General features: G+C 69.7%; 14 protein-coding genes. 7 read left to right on the forward strand and 7 right to left on the reverse strand.

What is annotated here, in order from left to right:
• Positions 1-3: 3 nt before the first annotated feature.
• Complete coding sequence (gene hemW / locus CYFUS_RS07575; RefSeq protein WP_095984628.1) at positions 4-1,227, forward strand: radical SAM family heme chaperone HemW; 1,224 nt, start codon at positions 4-6, stop codon at positions 1,225-1,227.
• A 27-nt stretch (positions 1,228-1,254) separates the two neighbouring features.
• On the opposite strand, the gene CYFUS_RS07580 is transcribed toward hemW, so the two are convergent.
• Positions 1,255-2,199, reverse strand: coding sequence for a metallophosphoesterase (locus CYFUS_RS07580; RefSeq protein ID WP_095984629.1), 945 nt, complete (start codon positions 2,197-2,199; stop codon positions 1,255-1,257).
• 100 nt (positions 2,200-2,299) lie between these two features.
• On the reverse strand, positions 2,300-8,242 hold the full coding sequence (locus CYFUS_RS07585; RefSeq protein WP_095984630.1) for an Ig-like domain-containing protein: 5,943 nt from the start codon (positions 8,240-8,242) through the stop codon (positions 2,300-2,302).
• 263 nt (positions 8,243-8,505) lie between these two features.
• Here CYFUS_RS07585 and CYFUS_RS07590 point away from each other — a divergent pair, with 263 nt between their 5' ends.
• Positions 8,506-9,309 carry a tetratricopeptide repeat protein gene (locus CYFUS_RS07590; RefSeq protein ID WP_095984631.1) on the forward strand — a complete coding sequence of 268 codons (804 nt, stop codon included), beginning with the start codon at positions 8,506-8,508 and terminating at the stop codon, positions 9,307-9,309.
• A 44-nt stretch (positions 9,310-9,353) separates the two neighbouring features.
• A complete protein-coding gene (locus CYFUS_RS07595) occupies positions 9,354-10,913 on the forward strand; it encodes a DUF4388 domain-containing protein (protein WP_095984632.1) in 1,560 nt (519 codons plus the stop codon).
• Positions 10,914-10,933: 20 nt separating this feature from the next.
• Here the strand turns inward: CYFUS_RS07595 and CYFUS_RS07600 are convergent, their stop codons facing one another.
• The 3 genes from CYFUS_RS07600 to CYFUS_RS07610 all read right to left on the reverse strand — a co-directional run bounded on the left by CYFUS_RS07600 (position 10,934) and on the right by CYFUS_RS07610 (position 13,396).
• Positions 10,934-11,365, reverse strand: a complete 432-nt coding sequence (locus tag CYFUS_RS07600; RefSeq protein WP_157758301.1) for a universal stress protein — start codon at positions 11,363-11,365, stop codon at positions 10,934-10,936.
• Between the two features lie 223 nt (positions 11,366-11,588).
• Positions 11,589-11,792 (reverse strand): cold-shock protein, encoded by a 204-nt coding sequence (locus CYFUS_RS07605; protein WP_043433126.1) that lies wholly within the window; start codon positions 11,790-11,792, stop codon positions 11,589-11,591.
• Positions 11,793-11,920: 128 nt separating this feature from the next.
• Positions 11,921-13,396 carry a DUF2252 domain-containing protein gene (locus CYFUS_RS07610; protein WP_232537423.1) on the reverse strand — a complete coding sequence of 492 codons (1,476 nt, stop codon included), beginning with the start codon at positions 13,394-13,396 and terminating at the stop codon, positions 11,921-11,923.
• Positions 13,397-13,503: 107 nt separating this feature from the next.
• Between CYFUS_RS07610 and CYFUS_RS07615 the strand changes: the two genes are divergently transcribed.
• Complete coding sequence (locus CYFUS_RS07615; RefSeq protein WP_095984634.1) at positions 13,504-14,106, forward strand: hypothetical protein; 603 nt, start codon at positions 13,504-13,506, stop codon at positions 14,104-14,106.
• A 24-nt stretch (positions 14,107-14,130) separates the two neighbouring features.
• Here CYFUS_RS07615 and CYFUS_RS07620 read toward each other — a convergent pair whose 3' ends face one another.
• Positions 14,131-14,625: a hypothetical protein gene (locus CYFUS_RS07620; protein ID WP_095984635.1), complete on the reverse strand. Its 495-nt coding sequence runs from the start codon at positions 14,623-14,625 to the stop codon at positions 14,131-14,133.
• Between the two features lie 240 nt (positions 14,626-14,865).
• Positions 14,866-16,053 (reverse strand): ABC transporter substrate-binding protein, encoded by a 1,188-nt coding sequence (locus CYFUS_RS07625; protein ID WP_095984636.1) that lies wholly within the window; start codon positions 16,051-16,053, stop codon positions 14,866-14,868.
• Positions 16,054-16,261: 208 nt separating this feature from the next.
• Between CYFUS_RS07625 and CYFUS_RS07630 the strand changes: the two genes are divergently transcribed.
• The 3 genes from CYFUS_RS07630 to CYFUS_RS07640 all read left to right on the forward strand — a co-directional run bounded on the left by CYFUS_RS07630 (position 16,262) and on the right by CYFUS_RS07640 (position 19,274).
• Complete coding sequence (locus tag CYFUS_RS07630; RefSeq protein ID WP_095984637.1) at positions 16,262-17,083, forward strand: endonuclease I family protein; 822 nt, start codon at positions 16,262-16,264, stop codon at positions 17,081-17,083.
• 87 nt (positions 17,084-17,170) lie between these two features.
• The gene (locus CYFUS_RS07635) at positions 17,171-18,235 is read left to right on the forward strand and encodes a putative zinc-binding metallopeptidase (protein WP_232537424.1); all 1,065 of its coding nucleotides are present in this window, start codon (positions 17,171-17,173) and stop codon (positions 18,233-18,235) included.
• A gap of 4 nt (positions 18,236-18,239) precedes the next feature.
• Positions 18,240-19,274, forward strand: coding sequence for a D-alanine--D-alanine ligase family protein (locus tag CYFUS_RS07640; RefSeq protein WP_095984639.1), 1,035 nt, complete (start codon positions 18,240-18,242; stop codon positions 19,272-19,274).
• The last annotated feature ends 17 nt before the right edge of the window (positions 19,275-19,291 follow it).

The following is a 19,291-nucleotide window of genomic DNA, read 5'->3' on the forward strand; positions in this document are numbered from 1 at the left end:
GGGATGGACTTCGCGGGCCCCATCGACGCCCTCACGGGCACGCCCGCGGCGCGCTTCGGGCTGTACGTGCACTTCCCCTACTGCGTGTCCAAGTGCCCCTACTGCGACTTCGCGGTGGCGGTGGTGCGCGAGGTGCCCGAGGAGCGTTACGCCCGCGCGGTGCTCACGGAGCTGGACGCTCGGCTCGCGGCGGACCCCTCGTTGCGCGAGCGCACGCTGGAGTCCATCTTCCTCGGTGGGGGCACGCCGTCCCTGTGGCATCCCCGGTGGGTGGCGCACGTGCTGGAGGGCGTGGCGGCGCGGCTGCGGGTGGCGCCGGGCGCCGAGGTGTCCCTGGAAGCCAACCCGAGCCTCGCGGACGCCGGGCGTTTCGCGGGCTACCGGGCCGCGGGCGTCAACCGGTTGTCGCTGGGCGTGCAGTCCTTCCAGGCGGAGACGCTCCAGGCGCTGGGGCGCGAGCACTCGGGCGCGCAGGCGGTGGCCGCGTTCGAGACGGCCCGGCGCGCGGGCTTCGACGTGGTGTCCATGGACTTCATCTATGGCGTGCACGGCCAGACGCGCGCGCAGGTGGAGGCGGACGCGCGCCAGGCGGTGGCCCTCGAGCCCGAGCACCTGTCCACCTACGCGCTGACGGTGGAGCGCGAGGTGCTGGCCGTGGCCACGCCGCTGTCCCGGCAGCTCGACCAGGGCGTGCTGGCGCTGCCCTCGGACGAGGCCGTGGTGGAGATGGCCCAGACGGTGCGCGACGTCTACGCCGGGGGTGGACTGCACCGCTACGAAATCTCCAACCATGCCCGGCCGGGGTTCAGCTCGCGCCACAACGCGCTGTACTGGACCGGAGGCGAGTATCTCGCGCTGGGCGTGGGGGCCACGGGCATGTGGCTCACCTCCTCCGCGGGCGCCCCTCCCGAGGGCTCGCGCTACGTGAACCCGCGCGGCTCGGGCGCGTACCTGCGCGCGGTGGAGGAGGGTCGGCCGGTGGAGGCGAGCCGGGAAGCCCTGGGCCCCGAGGAGCTCTTCGCCGAGCGCCTGTCCATGGGGCTGCGGCTGCGCTCCGGCGTGGACTGGGAAGCGGTGTGTACACGCTACGGCCAGTCCCCCGAGCCCCGCCGGGCGGAGGTGGAGCGGCTGGTGCGCCATGGCCTCGCCCGGCTCGAGGGCGCCCGGCTCGTGCTCACCGACGCGGGCGCGGACGTGCACAGCGCCATCTGCGCGCGCCTGCTGTGAGTCCCTCCGTGCTTGCCTCCCTGCTTCTCAGGGGGCGCCGATCGGCAGTTCCACGCGGCCCTCGGGGTAGAGGGCGGTGAGCTTGCCTCCGCGTATCTCCAGCGCCGCGAGGTGGTGGCCGTAGCCGGTGCTCAGGCCGGTGTCGATGAACACCGCCTTGCCACCCCAGCGCGTGCGGATCTTCCCCTCGCGCTCGGTGGTGTGGCCCATCACCATGCGCCGGGCGCCGAAGCGGTCGAGCACCGTGTCGAGCGCCGCCTGCGTGCTCTCGTCCCCGAGCGCGTAGCCCCGAAACCACAGCGGCCCCTCGGGAGACTTCGCGCCTCCCGGGGGCTGTCCCTCGGTCAGGTCCTGGCGCACCCAGCGGTTGAGCTCGGCCAGGGTCTGGGCGGGCACCCCGGGGGCGATGCCACCGTGCACGAAGAGGGTGTCGTTGATGCGCACCGCCGCAGCATGGGTGCGCAGCCAGCGCCCATAGCGCCCCTGCGGCCCATAGGCGGCCCGGTGCCCGGCGAGTCCCCCCTCGGTGGGTCCGCTCGCCAGGTCCGCGAACGAGGCCAGCTCGCCAGGCGTGGCGTAGCGCAGGTCCCCGAGCATGTTCATCACCTCGTGGTTGCCCAGCAGCGCATGCACCCGTCCGCCCGCGGCGAGCGCCTCCTTCTCCAGCCGCATCAGCAGCTCGTAGGCCTCGCGCGTCTGGTCTCCCCGATCGGGAATGTCTCCCGTCTGCACCAGGTGCGTCTTGCCCCCGCTCCAGCGCCCCCGGGCGTCGATGAGCCCGGCCAGCTTCAGCACGGCCTTCAGCGCGTCCACGTCTCCATGCACGTCACCCACCGCCACCACGCGCTCCACGCCGGAGAAGGTCTCCGGGGTGTCTTGTTTCGCGCGCGACGGGAGCGACGGGGGGGTCGCCGCGAGCATCAAGGGAACCATCAACACCAGGAGGCCTGGGCGGGGGGCGGGGGACGACATGGCTTCTTCCTCACGAGGGGGTGCATACACAAAAGCGAACGGCGCGGGCAGGCCATCTCGCCTGTCCGCGCCGTCCCTGTCCAGCGGGTCCGAAGGGGGACTACGGGGTGTTCCGCACGTCCTTCCCGTTCATCCTCAGGATGTTGAACTCGACGCGGCGGTTGCTCTCCCGGCCCGTCGCCTTCTTGTTGTCGTCCACCGGCCGCGTCTCGCCAAACCCCATGGCATCCAGACGCTCCCCGGCGATGCCCTCGCGGATGAGGAAGGCACGCACCTTGTCCGCGCGGCGCTGGGACAGCCGCAGGTTGTTCGCGTCATTGCCCTGGTTGTCCGTGTGTCCCTCCACGCGCAGCAGCTCGATCTGCGGGTTGGCCTTGAGCACCGAGGCCACCTGCTTCAGCAGGCTGAACGACTTGGGCAGGATGACGTCCCTGGCCGTGGCGAAATACACCTTGTCCAGGATGACGATGCGGTTGGACTCCAGGCGCACCTTGGACTTGCCCTGGTCCGGGCAGCCGTCCTCGTCCTTCACGCCGTTGATGATCTCCGGCTCGTTCGGGCACTGGTCCTTCGCGTCCGGCACGCCGTCCTGATCATTGTCCGGATCCGGGCAGCCATCCTCGTCCTGGAAGCCGTCCCTGTCCTCGGCCTGCAGGGGGCACTTGTCCTGCGAGTCCAACAGCCCATCCCCATCCGAGTCCTTGGCCGGAGCCTGATCCGGGCACCCGTCCTCGTCCTGGAACCGATTGATCGTCTCGGGCTCGTTCGGGCACTGGTCGGTCACGTCCGGACGTCCATCCTTGTCGTTGTCCCGATCCGGGCACCCATCCTGGTCCTCGAAGCCGTCCTTGTCCTCGGCCTTCGTGGGGCACTGGTCGGCCGTGTCCGGGATGCCATCGCCGTCCGTGTCGACGGGCGCGGCGGCGGGAGCGGCCTCGGGAGCGGCCTCGTCCGTGGGAGCGGTCTCGGGAGCGGCCTCGTCCGTGGGAGCGGCCTTGGGAGCGGCCGAGGCGCGCTCGCCGGGCTGGTGCCAGTCGATGCCCGCGAAGACGCGGAAGGCGGGCGTGCCGTAGCCCCGGGTGAGGCCCGGGCCGCCGCCCACGTGGGCCGACAGTCCGGGCGAGAAGCGGTACTGCAACGCCGCGAGCACCTCCAGCGGCAGCGCCCCGAAGCCCGTGTAGTTCAACCCGTACGAGCCCGCGAGGTTGGCTCGCAGCGCGAGCTTCTCGCTGAAGGGGATCTGCGCGCCCAGCGCGTACATCAGCTCGGTGCCGGTGCGCAGGTTGCGCAGCTGCTCCTCGCGCTGGATGTTGGCGCCCAGGTTGGCCACCAGCCGTGCGCCCTTGTCACGGCCCCACTCCACGACGAGCTGGGGCCGGGCGCTCACACCCGCGCCGCCGCGGAACGCCTCGCCTCTCGCGCTGGGCAGCAGCACGGGGACGACGAGACCCAGGCCGAAGTTCTCCGACGACACCAGGTTCAGCTTGGGCACCAGCCGCACGTCGCTGAGGCCCGCGCCCGACAGCCCTTGCGCGAAGGCGGGGGTGAAGCCGGCATCCGACTCCGAGGACTGGTAGGTGATGGGCAGCACCACGCCCAGCTCGAACCGGTTCCACAGGGACAGCGAGCCCATCACATCCAGGGTCGCCTGGTGGGCGACGAGCTCGTAGACGTAGCGGTCCGTGGCCGGGTTGTAGAAGCCCAGCGGGTTGCTCGCGTAGTTGACCGAGGCCCCGAGGTGCCAGCCCAGGTGGTTGTCCACCCGCGAGCCGTGCACGCCGAGGATGTCCGTGGCGCCGGGACCGGGCTTGTAGCGCTGCACGTCGATGGACTGCGACAGCGGGGAGGGGGAGACGACCTGGGCGTCCGCCGCCGGAGCGGACAGCACGCCGGCGAGCCCCAGCAGTCCTCCGAGCACGCCCGGACGGGCCGTGCGCCGCGAGCGCAGCCACGGCAGGCCGAGCAGGGCCATGGTCAGCCACGCGAGCGGAGTGCCACCCGAGGTGCTGCAGCCCCGGCCGCCGATCAGCAGGTCATCGTTGCCATCCAGCGGGTTGGTGTGGGCCTTCGCCTCCTCGCCGTCGGACATGCCGCCGCCGTCGGTGTCGGGGTTGCGCGGGTCGGTCTCGCCGTCGTCCACGGTGCCGTTGTGGTTCTTGTCCTCCTCGCCGTCGGAGAGCCCATCGCCGTCGGTGTCCGGGTTGTTCGGATCCGTGCCGTGGGCGTTTTCGACTTTGTCGGGGAGGCCGTCACCGTCGGAATCGTCATCCGCGGGGTTGAGCGGATCGGTCTCGCCCTCGTCCACCTGGCCGTTGTGGTTCTTGTCCTCGGCGCCGTCGGACACGCCACCGCCGTCGGTGTCGGCCTTGCGTGGGTCGGTCTCGCCCGGGTCCACGGAGCCGTTGTGGTTCTTGTCCTCGAGGCCATCGGGCAGGCCGTCCCCGTCGGTGTCCGGGTTGTTCGGATTCGTACCCGTGGCGACCTCGATGTTGTCGGTGATGCCGTCCTTGTCGGAGTCGCGCGTGGGGTCGTCATCCGCGGGGTTGAGTGGGTCGGTCTCGCCCGGGTCCACCTGGCCGTTCTGGTTCTTGTCCTCGGCGCCATCGATCACGCCGCCACCGTCGGTGTCGGGGTTGCGCGGGTCGGTCTCGCCCGGGTCCACGGTGCCATTGTGGTTCCTGTCCTCGAGGCCATCGGGCAGGCCATCCGCATCGGAGTCGGTCTTGCGCGGGTCGGTCTCGCCCGGGTTCACGGAGCCGTCGTGGTTCCTGTCCTCGAGGCCATCGGGGAGCCCATCCCCGTCGGAGTCGGGCTTGCGCGGGTCGGTCTCGCCCGGGTCCACGGAGCCGTTGTGGTTCCTGTCCTCGATGCCATCGAGGATGCCGTCCCCATCGGTGTCGGGGTTGTTGGGGTCGGTGTTCGTCGCCTTCTCGATGACGTCGATGATGCCGTCCCCGTCGGTGTCGCGCGTGACGTCATCCGAGGTGTCGCGCGGGTTGGTCTCGCCCGGGTCGACGGTGCCGTTGTGGTTCGCGTCCTCGATGCCATCGGGCACGCCACCGCTGTCGGAGTCGGGGTTGCGCGGGTCGGTCTCGCCCGGGTCGACGGTGCCGTTGTGGTTCGTGTCCTCGACGCCATCGAGGATGCCGTCGCCATCGGAGTCGGTGTTGAGCGGATCGGTCTCGTCCGGATCCACGGTGCCATTGCCGTTGGCGTCCTCGACGCCATCCATGATGCCGTCCCCGTCGGTATCGGGGTTGTTCGGGTCGGTCTCGCCCGGGTCGACGGTGCCGTTGTGGTTCTTGTCCTCGATGCTGTCGGGGAGGCCATCGCTGTCGCTATCGAGGCCAACCACCCAGGTCCACACGGCAGGGGTCAGGTCCACGGCGCCCGAGTAGGTGCGGGCACGGACGCGGAAGGTGTACCGGCCATCGGGCAGATTGCTGTACGCGTAGGTGCCCTTCCTCGAGTTCGCGTCCGAGCACTTGATGAACGGGGCGCCATTGAGGCTGCAGTCGAAGCTGTGGATGCTACTGCTCGACGGCGGGATGCCCGTGAACGTGAAGTTGGCCGTCCCCGTGGTGCCGGTGGGCGCCGGGCCCGTGTCAATCGTCGTATCGGGCGGTTTGGCGTCGATGGTGAAGGGGACGCTCGCGGCGTCGCTGCGGTTGCCCGCCGCGTCCTGCGACGTGGCGCTGACGATGTGAGGGCCATCCGCGAGCAGGGGCGAGACGAGCCACCACTTGCCCGTGCTGTCGGCGGTGGCGCGGCCAACCACCTGACCATCGACGCTCACGATGACCGTGGAGTTGGGCTCGGCGGTGCCTTCGAAGGTGGGGCGCTGAGTGGTGAGAACGGCATTGGCCGTGGGCGCGGTGATGGTAGGGGGCACTGGCTTCTGCGTGTCCACCGTGAATGTGACAGACGCCGACGGATCACTCGTTCCCTGATCGTTCGTGGCCACCGCCGTGACGGTGTGGCCGCCATCGCTCAGGGTCGTCGAGACGCAGGACCAGGTGCCCGAGGCCGTGGTCGTGGCGGTGCAGAGGGCGATGCCATTCTCGTAGACGGTGACCGTGGTGCCTGGCAGCGCGGTTCCGCTGTACGTGGGCTGCGCGGTCGACACGGCGGAGCCCTGGGCCGGCGTCTGGATGACGGGCCTCGGGACGATGGCGATCTCGATGTCCGTGGAGCCCTGCCCATCCGGGTTGCGAGAGGGCGTGTCCACGGGCTCGATGCCCAGCACGCCGCCGGCCGTGATGATGGCCTGGTTTTCCACCTTGCCATTGCTGGCGTCGGACCTGACCTTCATCTGGAAGGAGATGCTGGTCCTCTCGGGCACGTCCCCGGGGACGAGGACACCCCTGAGCTGGCCGCCCTTGTTGTGGGTGGCCCCCTTGCCCAGGTAGACGGTGATGGTTTGCGTGGTGGCGTCGTAGTGGCCCACGTCGTCGCCCTTGGCATCCGTCAGGGGGCCCGGCACCTGGGTGTTGTCGCTCGCCGCCACGGTCAGCAGCTTGAGCGAGCCCGGCACATAGTCGAGCTTGTTGGTGGGCAGCTTGTCGGTAATGACCGTGTCGCGCGAGATGTCATCCCCGGTGTTCTCGGTGGAGATCGTGTACTCGATGATGTCGCCGGAGCGCGCGGTGCCGTCCGTGCGGGAGAGGTTCTTGACGGACTTGATGGTGTTGACGAAGTCCGGGGCCTGGGTGGTGATGGAGGTGATGAAGCCCGCCAGCCAATAGCGATCGCCGGAGGTGTTGGCGCTGGCCGTGGCGTTCCTGTCACCCGCGGCCACGGTGACATCCACCACGTCCAGGTCCATGCCCGACATGCTGCCCGGGGTGCCGGTGAGCTGGGGCCGGTCGTTGCGGCTGCTGATGGGGTAGGAGTCGAAGACGCCGTCCGTGCCCGGGTCCGAGAGCGACAGCGGTGTGTCGGTGGAGATGGTGCCGCGCTTCGTGGTCCACGAGCGCGTGCTGTTGAAGAAGTTGTCCGGCGGATTGAGATCGTTGCCGAGGACCTTGCCGTTGAACGAGAAGGTGTCGCCGTGGTCGGGCAGGGGATCGTCACCCTCGAAGGCGACAACACCCAGCTTGGCGTCCGCGGCGTAGCTCGGCACGTGGAAGCCACTGAGGGTGAAGGTCGTGCCCGAGGTGCTCGCCACGACGCGCATGCTGTCGAAGAGCTTCAAGTGCCGCTTGGTCGAGCCCGGCACCTCGTAGAAGACCGCCATCCACCAGGCGTCGAAGACGTACTCGGCGCTGAGCGTGTCCAGGGGCAGGGCCTGCACGTCACTGACCTGGTAGCGGCCCGCGCCGTATTGCCGGACGATGTCCGTGATGTCCGCCGTGGACTGATACTGGTACTCCTCGTTCCCCCCCACCGTGTACTGGAAGGCGTAGTCGTCGGCGTCGATGGGCTTGTCGAATCCCGCCACGCCCGGCCGGGACAGCCGGGCGGTGAGGTCCGGTTGCTGCAGCTTGTCGCCAGCGTCCTTGGTGGAGCGGGTGGCCGCCCAGTACAGGCGTGCGTGGACGATGGTTGCTCCGGCGGGCAGCGAGAGCGACGCCTGGCTCCGGGCGAGCAGTGGATTGATGCCGGTGGTGCTGGCGGGGGCGGGCTGGGTCGTGGCACCCGTGCTGTCGACCGTCCAGTCGTTCAGGGTCCAGAAGAAGTCCGGAGAGGTGTCGCGTCTGGTGCAGGCGGGATCTCCCGGCAGGGAGTTGCCGGAGCCCATCGGCGGCATCCGGCCGATGAGGGGCCGGGGTGTTGTGAGCGGGCGGCAGTCCTGCGCGAGCGTGTTGCCGATGAGGGCGAAGTCGCCGCGCAGGTCCTGCGCGAAGCGCAGCTTCGGCGGATCGTTGTTCCTGGGCTGGGCCTGGGCGCTTCCAGCCACCAGGGCCAGCGCGACGGTGAGCAACAGCGCCGGGGCACTGCTGCCCCACGCGGCTTCGCGCGGAGACGTCGGGGAGGGCGAGGAGGGATTTCTCATGGAGGCAATGAGGTTGAAGCGGGGAGAAGGACGGCTCGCGGCGCTCATGCTGCAAGGCGAACGCCACCGGCCATTTCGCAGTTCAGCCTACGTCAGTCCCCTCTGGAGTCGCGAATCCGGGACCCCTTTCCACCTGCTTCTTCCAGGAGCCGCCCAGAACACCGTGCATTGTGGGGAATCCAGGCGGGATGTTCGCCGGGCCTGGGAGTGTGGCGGAACGCCCCTGTGGCGAATCGCCACGCCTCCAGGGGCCCCATCGGCTGGCCCCACCCGCGCGCGGAAGCGGGGCCGCCTGATATGAGACAGCGCTCATGAGCTACAGCTGGCTGTTGTGGATGGTGCTCGCGCGGGTGACGGGCAGCCCGGTGTTGTCGGCGTTGGGTGTGCTGGGGGTGCTGTGGGCGGTGGGGCGCTACAGCATGATCCTGCCCGGTCCCCTGCGGCTGCTGGGACGGTGGCGGCGCGCCGCGGCGCTGCGGCGGACGTTGCACGTCAATCCCCATGACCGGCGGGCGCGCTACGAGCTGGCGGAGCTGTGGGTGGGCTGGGGCCGGTACGCGGCGGCGGTGGAGGTGCTCAAGCCCAACCTGGAGGCGGGGGACGAGGACGTGTCCACGCTCTTCCTGCTGGGCGTGGCCTACCTGGGCGCGGGCGACACGGCCCGGGGCGAGCTGTTGCTGGACGAGGCCGAGAAGCTCGACCCCCACCACCAGATGGGGGCCATCGATCTGGAGCGCGGGCGCTTCCGCCTGGCGCGCGGTGACTTCCCGCGTGCCATCGAGGCCCTGCGGCGCGTGCGCGAGGCGCGTCCGGGCACGGTGGAGGGGCGGGTGCTGCTGGCGCGCGCCCTGGAGCGCGGGGGCCAGGATGGCGAGGGGGCCCTGGTGCGCGAGGAGGCCTGGAAGGAGTACGTGGCCGCGCCCGCCTTCCAGCGCCGCCGCGAGCGGCTGTGGGCGTGGCGGGCGCGCCCCAGCCGGCCCCTGGCCTACGGGGTGGCGCTGGTGGTGGGCCTCGTCCTCGTGGGAGCGCTGCTCGGCCGGATGGCGGATTCCGCCTCGAGCTGGGAAGCGGACGAGCAGGCCTGGGTGTCGGACGAGCCCGGCACCGAGGAGTAGGCGGGGCGGCTTTCGCGGGGAAAAACCGCTAGGCTCGGGGAACCATGTTTTCGACCCCCGCCCAGGTCCTGAGGCAGCGCGAGGGGGCGCTCGCCGAGACACCCTTCGCCCTGCTGTTGCACTCGCTGGCCGTGGAGGAGCGCACGTGCACGCTGGAGCTCAAGGTGCGCCAGCGCGAGAAGCGCATCACCTTCGAGGACGGCGCGCCCGTGGCGAGCTCCAGCAACCTGCTGCACGAGACGCTGGGCAAGTTCCTGGTGGACAAGGGCAAGCTGTCGGAGGCGGACTACCAGAAGACACTCGCCGAGAGCGTGAGCACCGAGGTGCCCTTCGGCGGACTGGTGGTGCAGAAGGGCCTCATCAGCCCGTTCGACCTGTACAAGCAGATGCAGGCGAACATGGCGATGACGCTCCTGGACTGCTTCCGCTGGACGGACGCGCGCTACCGGCTCATCGCCGACATCGAGCCGCCGGACACCAGCGTGCGGATGAACACCGCGCAGCTCATCCTCACGGGCATCGCCAACGTGATGCCCTTCGACGAGGTGGCCACGCACTTCACCTTCACGGATGAGCGCCGCTTCGCCCAGGTGCCGGGCATCGAGGGGCCCAAGCTGTCCGCCAAGGACGCGCGGCTGTTCCAGGCGCTGCGCTTCCGGCCCACCTTCCCCGAACTGATGGAGCGCTCGGGCATGGACACCGACGCCACGCTGCGCCGGCTCTACGCCTTCTGTGTGCTGGGGCTCGTGGACTTCGTGGAGGAGGTGGATGCGCGCCGGCCCGCCACGGCGGGGCCCGTCGCCGTGCCCGCCATGCCGCCTGGTCCCGCCCTCACGCCCTTGCCCGGCACCCTCGAGACGGTGGAGGTCCGGCCCCAGGGCATCCCCTTCTCCGACGAGGACGAGGCCGTGAAGAACGAGCTGCTCAGCGTCTTCCTGTCCCACCGCAGCCAGGATCCGTTCGACCTGCTGGGCGTGCCGGAGAACGTGCAGCCGGTGGCGCTGCGCAAGGCCTTCCTGGCGCTGGCGGACAAGTTCTCGCCCCTGCGCTTCCACTCGGCGGACCTCAAGGAGAAGGCCGAGGGGTTGCTCACCGCGTACGCGCGGGCGTACGGGGCGCTCTCCGAGGTGGAGCAGGCGACGCTGTGGCGCAAGCGCCGCCAGGCGGCACGCGAGAAGAAGGTGAACACGGGCCGGCCCTCCACGGCGGAGCAGTTCCGCATCCGCACGGACCTGCTGGACGCGAGCACCCAGTTCGACGAGGCGATGAAGCGGCTCAAGGCGGAGAACTTCGCGGGCGCGTTCGAGTACTTCGAGTACGCCTGCGACATCGATCCCAAGCCCCTGTACCGGGCCCACCGCGCGTGGGCGCGCTACCTGATGAAGCCCGAGTCCCACGGCAAGCTGGCGATGCAGGAGCTGCAGGACGTGCTCAAGCAGGAGCCCGGGTGCGAGGAGGGGTGGTTCTTCCTGGGTGAGGTGTCCCGGGGCGAGGGCCAGTGGGCGCAGGCCGAGGATGCCTACCGCAAGGCCTTCAAGATCAACCCGAAGAACCGCCAGTACGTGGACCTCGTCCAGGAGACGATGAAGCGCGTGAAGCGCTGAGCCCGCTTCAGTGCACTCCTTCAGTGCACTACGGTGACGGGGCGGCCGGCGTGCTGGATGACCCGGTCGCTCACCGAGCCGAGCAACCACTTGCCGCCCGCGTTGAGTCCACGGGCGCCCACGACGATGTGATCCGCCCCGAGCTTGTCGGCCATGGCGACGATGGTGTCGGCGGGGCGGCCAATCTCCACCACCTTCTCCACCTGGGTCGAGGGCAGGTCCGCGGCCACCTCGTCGAGCAGGCGCCGCACGGCGGCGAGCTGCTCGGGGTCGCGCGGGACGCCGGAGATGAGCTCCGCGTCCATGAAGCCCAAGGGCAGGACGCGGGGCGGCTCGAGCACGAAGAGCAAGGTGACGCGGGCACGGGTCTGCTGGGCGAGGTCATGCCCGAAGCGGGCCGCCTTGCGCGAGGTGTCCGAGCCGTCGATCGCGACGAGGATGTGCTGAATCACGTCCGCCCTCCTGCTGGATGAGGAGCCCGGGTCCAGTGGCTCCTCTTCTTCAGGGTGGGGCGGGACGCGCCAGGGGCAAGCCGGGCGGGGACGGGAAAGCGGGGGAGCGGGCCAGGGTCCGCCGCCCCGAGAGCGGAGCGGGGAGGCGCTCACGGCACCCCTGAAATACAAAAGGCCCAGCCTCACGAGGAGACCAGGCCTGATGCGGGTTCAGCGCCTCGACTCAGATCGGGCGGACGTTCTGCGCCTGCAGGCCCTTGGGGCCGCGGGCGACGTCGAACTCGACCCGCTGTCCCTCGGCCAGGGTGCGGAAGCCTTCGGTCTGAATCGCGGTGTGGTGGCAGAAGAGATCCTCGCCCCCGCCCTCCTGCGTGATGAAACCGAAGCCCTTCGCATCGTTGAACCACTTCACGGTACCAGTTGCCATTTCGTCGCGTCTTCTTTCTTGTCCGGCCGCATGAGTTGCACCGGATGCCTCACTCATTTCGAGTGTGACTTCCCACGTATCCCACATCCAGGGGTGAATAGCCAGAGCCCGCCGGTGGATTCGTCCGCCTACTCGCCCTCGTCCTGGGCGGGCAGGCGTCCGTCGCGCACGGCCTTGCGGAAGAGCTGGTAGTCGCGCTCGTTCTGGTCGGCGTAGGCGCGGGCGAAACGGCACAGGGCCCGGTCGAAGACGTCCCCCCGGCCGAGGTAGCCCCGCAGCACCGCGGCATCCCCTCCGCGCGCATGGGCCCGGGCCAGCGTCCGGCCGCACAGGGCCGCGTACTCGCGCAGCCCCCGGGGTGACAGCCGCTCCACGTCCGTGGAGCCCTTCATGTCGCGCAGCTGCCGCACGTAGAAGTCGCGGCCGCCCACCTGGCACCAGCCGAGGAAGATGTCACTGGCGGCCTGCATGAGCCGTTGCCCCTCCACCACGCGCTGCCCGGCGTTGGGGTAGGGGCTCGCGCCGGCGAAGGGCTCGAGCACCGAGGGGCCCGCCTCCTTCACCTGGAGGAAGAGAGGATCCCTCGCGTGCGCGCCGAGCAGCAGCGCGAGGTAGCAGCGCGTGCCCACGCTGCCCACGCCCACCACCTTGCGCGCCACGTCCACCACCTGGTAGCGGCGCACGAGCGTGCCGCGGTCCCCCTGGAGCGAGGACAGATAGCCCTCGCCCACCACCTGGAGCACCTCGGCGAGCATCTCCGCGTGCTCGCGCGGGGGGTGCACCACCAGGGGCGGGTCGTCGATGATGCAGCGGCGGCCCTCGCGCAGCTCGGTGAGCTTGGGCAGGGTGGCCAGTTGCGTGCGCCGACGCGCCTGGGCGAGTGTCTTCTCCGCGCTCGCCGGCTCCTCCCGGTAGAGCGTGCGGCGCAGCTCCTCGGCGTCCACGCGCGCGTACCACACGTCCAGGTAGGACCACTTGGACAGGGTGCGCATCCAGCGGCGGTAGCCGCGCACGCACGCCTCCACCGCCTCCTCGCACCGTGCCTCGGAGTCGCCGTTGGATCGGCCCGCCACCCAGACGCTCACCGCCAGGCGCTTGAGATCCCACTCCCATGGGGCGGGCAGCGTCTCGTCGAAGTCGTTCACGTCGAAGACGAGGTTGCGCTCGGGGGTGGCGAACATGCCGAAGTTGGCCAGGTGTGCGTCGCCGCAGGCCTGCACCTTGAGGCCCACGCTGGGGGTGCGCGCCAGATCGTTGGCCATGAGCATCGCCGAGCCGCGCAGGAAGGCGAAGGGATCCACCCCCATGCGCGCGTGGCGGATGGGCACCAGCGAGGGCAGCCTCCCCACGTTGGACGCCTCCAGCAGGGCGATGGGATCCGGCCGCGCCTTGTCCGCCTTCCAGAAGGCGTGGGCCTCGCGCGGCGTCTTCTCGCGCAGGGCGCGCCCCAGCCGCTTGCGCTCGGCGCGCACGGGGATGTGCTCGGGGACGAGCGCGGGCCCCGCCTCGGGCTCGGTCAGATCGTGCTCGACCTCCACCGGGGGCGAGGGCCGGAGGGCTCGAATGCGGCGCAAGGTACGGCGGGCCTGGATGCGAGCGGACATGCGCCCAACCTAAGCACTCGTCCCTCCGACTGGAGGCGCCCTTCACTGTTCAACCCGAGGCGGTACACGCTTCCCGGGCCCGGTGGCGGTGCTTACCGTGGGCAGCCATGAAGACCGCGTCCACGTCGGGAAGAGAACAGGGGCAGTCCAGGATCGGCGGAGATCGGGAGTTGATCCTCAAGCTGGAGGAGCGCTTCCGGCGCATCACGCACCTGCTCTACGACACGCGCATTCCGGAGCATGTGCTGGACGAGGAGCTGGTGCCCTACCTGGGGGAGGACATCCGCTTCATCGACCCCTGGCAGACGGGGGCGGGGCGGGAGACCTACCGGCGCGGCGCCGCGGGCTTCCACTGCATGTTCCGCTTCGACTTCGACATCCTCCAGCTCAACGTCCAACTGGAGCCGGGCAACGAGAAGGGGCGGGTGCTCGTCGACGGAACCATGAACCTGAGGCAGTTCGACTGGCTCTACGTCTATCCGCTGCGCACCTTCCTGGCCTACGACTTCTCCCTGGAGCGCCCCTTCACCGGCGGCGAGCCCCACCCCCTCATCCATCGGCACGAGGAGATGTGGAGTCTGGGCGACATGATCGAGGCCGTGCCCGGAGTGGGCTGGGTCTACAAGACCCTCTTCCGGCCTGGCTTCAGCTACGGCTTCCTGGCGGCCTCCGCGCTCTGCCGCCGCAAGCAGCAGCGGAGCGCGGTGTAGGCTCACGAGGCGGGGTGACTCAACTCAGATGCTGGGGGGCTCGACCGGGGGCGGGATCTGGACGCCAGGGGTCTGGCCGCCTTCCAGGTTGACCGGACCCTCGCCCGGGGCCGACTCGAACTTGTCCTGGAAGAACTCCTTGCCCGGCTGGCCCTTGCCCTCCTTGAGCTGCTTGACCGCATCCATCAGGGCCTGGAGCAGCTGCTCGATGCCCTGCTTGCCCTCGGCGCCCTCGGGTCCACCGGCGCCCTCGGGGCCACCAGCGCCCTCCTTGCCACCGGCACCCTCCTTGCCACCAGCGCCCTCCTTGCCACCCAGCGCGGCCTTCAGCTGCTCGATGAGCTGCTTGAGCTGCTGCGGATCGATGCCCAGCTTCTGCGCGAGCTGCTCGATGGCCTTCTGGTCACCCTGCAGCGCCTTGCCCAGCAGCTGCGCCTCGGGCGTCTGCTGCGTGTTGCCGGTCTCGGGGGTGGTGGGGGTGTAGATATTGCCGCGGGGACCAACGCCAGAAACGCCCATGGTATGCCTCGTGTGCTAGGGGGGAAGGGGACTTCTCGACCACCGTTCTCGGTGACGAGGGAGACCATAGCAGGGCGTGTGCCAATCCCCCAAAGCCCCCTCGAAATGCGTAACCCCTTGAAATGACGTGAGGGCCGAGGGCGCCCTGGTGACTGCCGTTCTGGAGGAGATGTCGGACTCCTGGTGACGTCTGTCATCCCCTGGTGACGTCTGTCACCACCCCGGCTGGGACTCGGGACACTAGGGCTTCAGGGCGGTGACGAAGCGCGCCTTGCCGCCCTCCACCTTGAGGATCACCGCCTGCTTCACCGCGTCACGGTTGGCGTCCAGGGTGATGTTGCCGCCCACGCCGGGGAAGTCGCGGGTGGCCGCGATCGCGTCGCGCAGGGCGGGGCCCGACAGATTCGGCGCGCGCTTCATCGCGTCGATGGCCAGCCGCGCGGCGTCATAGGCGAGCGCCCCCACGCTGTCGGGCACCTGGCCGTAGGCGGCCTTGTAGCGGGCGATGAACGCCTGGAGCTGCGGATCCGGGTTCTCCTCCGAGTAGTGGTTGGAGTAGTAGCTGCCCTCGATCGCCTCGCCCCCCAGCTCGAAGAGGCGGGCGGAGTCCCAGCCATCTCCGCCGAGCAGGGGCAGGGTCAGCCCCAGCTCCCGCGCCTGACGGGCGATGATGCCCATGTCGGTGTAGTACCCGGGCACGAAGAGCCCCTCGGGCCGGGTCTTCTTGAGCGTGGTGAGCTGGGCGCGGAAGTCCGTATCTCCCTTGGAGTAGCTCTCGGTGGCCACCACGCTGCCGCCCAGCTCGGTGAACTTCCGGCGGAACTCGTCCGACAGGCCCACCGAGTACGCGCTCTTGTTGTCCTGGAGCACCGCCACGCGATTGAGGTGCAGATGGTCATGGGCGAACCGGGCCATCACCTCGCCCTGGAACGGATCGATGAAGCAGACGCGGAAGATGTAGTCGCCCTTCTTCGTGACGGCGGGGTTGGTGGAGGTGGGGGTGATCATCGGCACCCCGGCCGCCTGCGCCTTGTCCGCCATGGCCATCGAGTTGGACGAGGCGGCCTCGCCGAGGATCACCACCACGTGGTCCTGGCTGATGAGGCGCGCGGCCGCCTGGGCCGCCTCCTCGGGCTTGCCCTGGCTGTCATAGACACGCAGCGCCAACGGGCGGCCCTTCACCCCGCCCGCGGCATTGGCGTCCTGGAGGGCCATGGAAATGCCCTGGCGCGCGGAGAGGCCGAAGGTGGCCTCGCTGCCGGTGAGGCTGCCCACCTGTCCCACGAGGATGGGCGTGGAGTCCGAGGGGGTTGGCTTCGAGGCCTCGGCGGGTGTGGCGGCGGGAGGCGCGGCGGGCGGTGCCTTCTTCTCACAGGCGGCCACGAGCACGGCGAGCGCGGTGAGCAGCAATGACGGGGTGCGGCGCATGGGACGAACACTCCAGGCAAAGGGGGGGCTGGGGCGGACTTCTAACCCGGGCGCTCCGGCGAAGACCTCGTGACACGGGGAGTGTGGTTGTGTCGTATATTGAAGGTGTCTGGCGGTGAAAGTGTGGCAACAGGCAACTCGTGGAGTCGTTGGGCGACAATTCAGGTGTCCGCCTGTCAATGTAGGCCCGCCTGGAAGGACCGCTCCGATGATGCTGCGCTCGACGACCGCTCCCCTTCGTTCCTCTCCTGTCTTCCCGGCCGCCGCGTCCGAGAGCCTCCGGCCCGCTCCGCCCGCGGTTTCGGCGCGTCCCCTCCACGCGACCCTCGACAGCTTCCAGCCCACGGCGCGCCGGGGTCTGCCTTCTCTTGGAACGGACACCACCGGCTCCACGCCCTCGCCCACGACGCCCTCGCCGTATGACGGGCTCAAGGACAAGGCGCTCATCCAGGCGCTGCATGACGCCTCGGCCCAGCACAAGGACCTTGGCTACAACCAGGCGCGGAAGATCATCTTCACCACGCTGGACAACCATGATGGCCAGGTGACGTGCGTGTACACGGGCCGCGAGGTGACCACGGACAAGATTCCCAGCGCCAACGACATGAACACCGAGCACACGTGGCCGCAGTCGAAGGGCGCCACGGGCCCGGCCAAGAGTGACCTGCACCACCTCTTCCCCACGGACAGCAAGGCCAACTCCATCCGGAGCAGCTACCCGTTCGGCGAGGTGAAGGAGGTGAAGTGGAGCCAGAACGGCGCGAAGTTCGGCAAGGACGCGAAGGGCAACACCGTCTTCGAGCCGCCCGACGCGCACAAGGGCAACGTGGCGCGAGCCCTCTTCTACTTCTCCACCGTCTACGGCAAGCCGATTCCCGCCGGAGACGAGGCGGTGCTCAAGCAGTGGAACCACCTGGACCGGGTGGACGCCGCGGAGCTGGCGCGCAACACCGCCATCGAGAGCTACCAGGGCAACCGCAATCCCTTCGTGGATGACGCCCTGCTGGCCGACCGCATCGCCGACTTCTAGGCCCGCGTGGGAGGGCTCGCCTCCCTGGCCGCCGCCGTGCTCGGCCGGCCTGTTCTTCCGGGCTCCTGCTCCCTACCTCAAGGGAGCATGATGCCACCGGTCCAGACCGACCTGATGCGGGAGAAGCACTCCACCGAGCACGGCGAGGGGCGGGGAAGACTGTCTCCCCAGCGCGAGGCCCTGCTCCAGGCGCGCATCAAGGATCTCTCGCTGCGCCTCGCCGGCACGCCGCTCGAGCGCCACATCGCCCAGCTCCACGCGGAGCTGGAGGCGAGGGGCATCTCCTTCAAACCCCAGTGCTACCTGTCCGACGAGTGGGGTTGCCCCTCGGGCGTGCCGGTCATCGGCCTGCCGTTCTACCTGGCCGACCCGAACCTGCTCTCCATCGAGGCGGACCTCGGGGGCGGGGCGGAGAGCGAGGCGGAGATCCTCATGTATCTGCGCCACGAGGCGGGCCACGCCTTCAACTACGCCTACCGGCTCTACGAGTCGGAGGAGTGGCTGCGCGTGTTCGGCGACTATTCGCGGCCCTACCGCGACGACTACAAACCCCAGCCGTTCTCGCGCCGCTACGTCACGCACATCTCCGGCTGGTACGCCCAGAAGCACCCGGACGAGGACTTCGCCGAGACCTTCGCCGTCTGGCTCACGCCCGGCAGTGATTGGGCGCGGCGCTACCAGGGGTGGGGCGCGCTGCGAAAGCTCCAGTACGTGGACGAGACCGTCAAGCGCCTGGGCCGCACCGAGCCGCTCGTGCGCTTGAACACGCCAGATTTCACCACCGAGGAGATGGAAGGCACGGTGCTCGACCACTACCGCCAGCGCGAGCTGGACGAGAAGGTGGACGTGGAGCTGCGCAATGCCTTCGACCAGTCGCTGGAGGACATCTTCGAGGGCCCGGGCGAGGCGCCGGTCCGGGCGGAGACGCTCGTGCGCGCCGAGCGCCAGCGCTTGATGGCCCTGGTGAGCCAGTACTCGGGGGTGGGCCGGGGCGTGGTGCGCGCGCTGGTGGACCACCTGCTCGAGCGCACCTCCGACATGAACCTCACGCTGCACCCGGACGACAGCCGGGAGGCCATCTGCCGCCTCGTGTCGCTCGTGACGGTGCTGTCCATGAACTACCTCTACACCGACCGCTTCTTCGAGGAATGACGCCATGAGCCCGCTCTCCCTGCGCATCGCGGTCCTGCACTACCAGCCCAAGGACGAGCCCGCCGACGTGGTCACGGAACAGGTATCCGCCGCGCTCCGGGACGCGGGACACACGCCCGTGCTCCTGCGCGTCGACGAGAGCATCACGGACCTGGTGAGCCAGGTGGCGCGCAGCGGCGCCGACCTCGTCTTCAACCTGTGCGAGACCTTCGCCGAAGACTACCGGCTGGAGGTGAACGTGGCGGCGGTGCTGGAGCTGGCGCGCATGCCCTTCACGGGCTCGGGGACGGCGGGGCTGCTGCTCGCGCAGGACAAGATCCTCACCAAGCAACTGCTGCAATTCCACGGCGTGCTCACGCCCCGCTTCGCCACCTTCGATGGCACGTCCTTCGAGGCCCATGGCGACCTGTCCTTTCCCCTCATCGTCAAGCCGGCCCGCTCGGACGCGAGCATGGGTCTGGGCGTGGAGCGGGACATGGAGGGCCTGGCGCGCCGGGTGCGCATGATTCGCGAGGAGTACGACGACGAGGCGCTCGCGGAGGAGTTCATCGAGGGCCGCGAGGTGTACGTGGGCGTGCTCGGCGACCACGCGCGGCCCCAGGTGCTGCCCGTGGTGGAGCTCGACTTCGGCACGAAGTGGAGCCGCAAGCGGATGAAGATCGCCGACCGGGAGGTGAAGTTCGGCCCCGAGGGCCCGGGCGAGCCCCATCTCGTGATGCCCCATGACTTGTCGGACGAGCTGCGCGGGCGCATCGAGCGCGCCGCGGTGAGTGCCTTCCGGGCGCTCAAGCTGCGCGACTACGCGCGCATCGACTTCCGCGTGTCCAGCACCACCAACGAGCCCTACCTGCTCGAGGTGAACCCCAATCCCTACCTGGAGGCGAAGTGCGAGGTGGCCATGGGGGCGCGGGAGCTCGGCCTGTCCTACCCCCAGCTCATCCAGCGCATCGTCGAGACGGCGGCGCGGCGCTACGGACTGGACCGGGACAAGCTCCAGTCCGCCCCGGCTCCGGCCGTCGAGCCCGCGCCCCTGGGCTGAAGAACCGGTAGCTCCCT

Origin of the sequence: Cystobacter fuscus, from assembly GCF_002305875.1 — a bacterium.
GTDB classification, from domain to species: Bacteria; Myxococcota; Myxococcia; order Myxococcales; family Myxococcaceae; genus Cystobacter; species Cystobacter fuscus_A.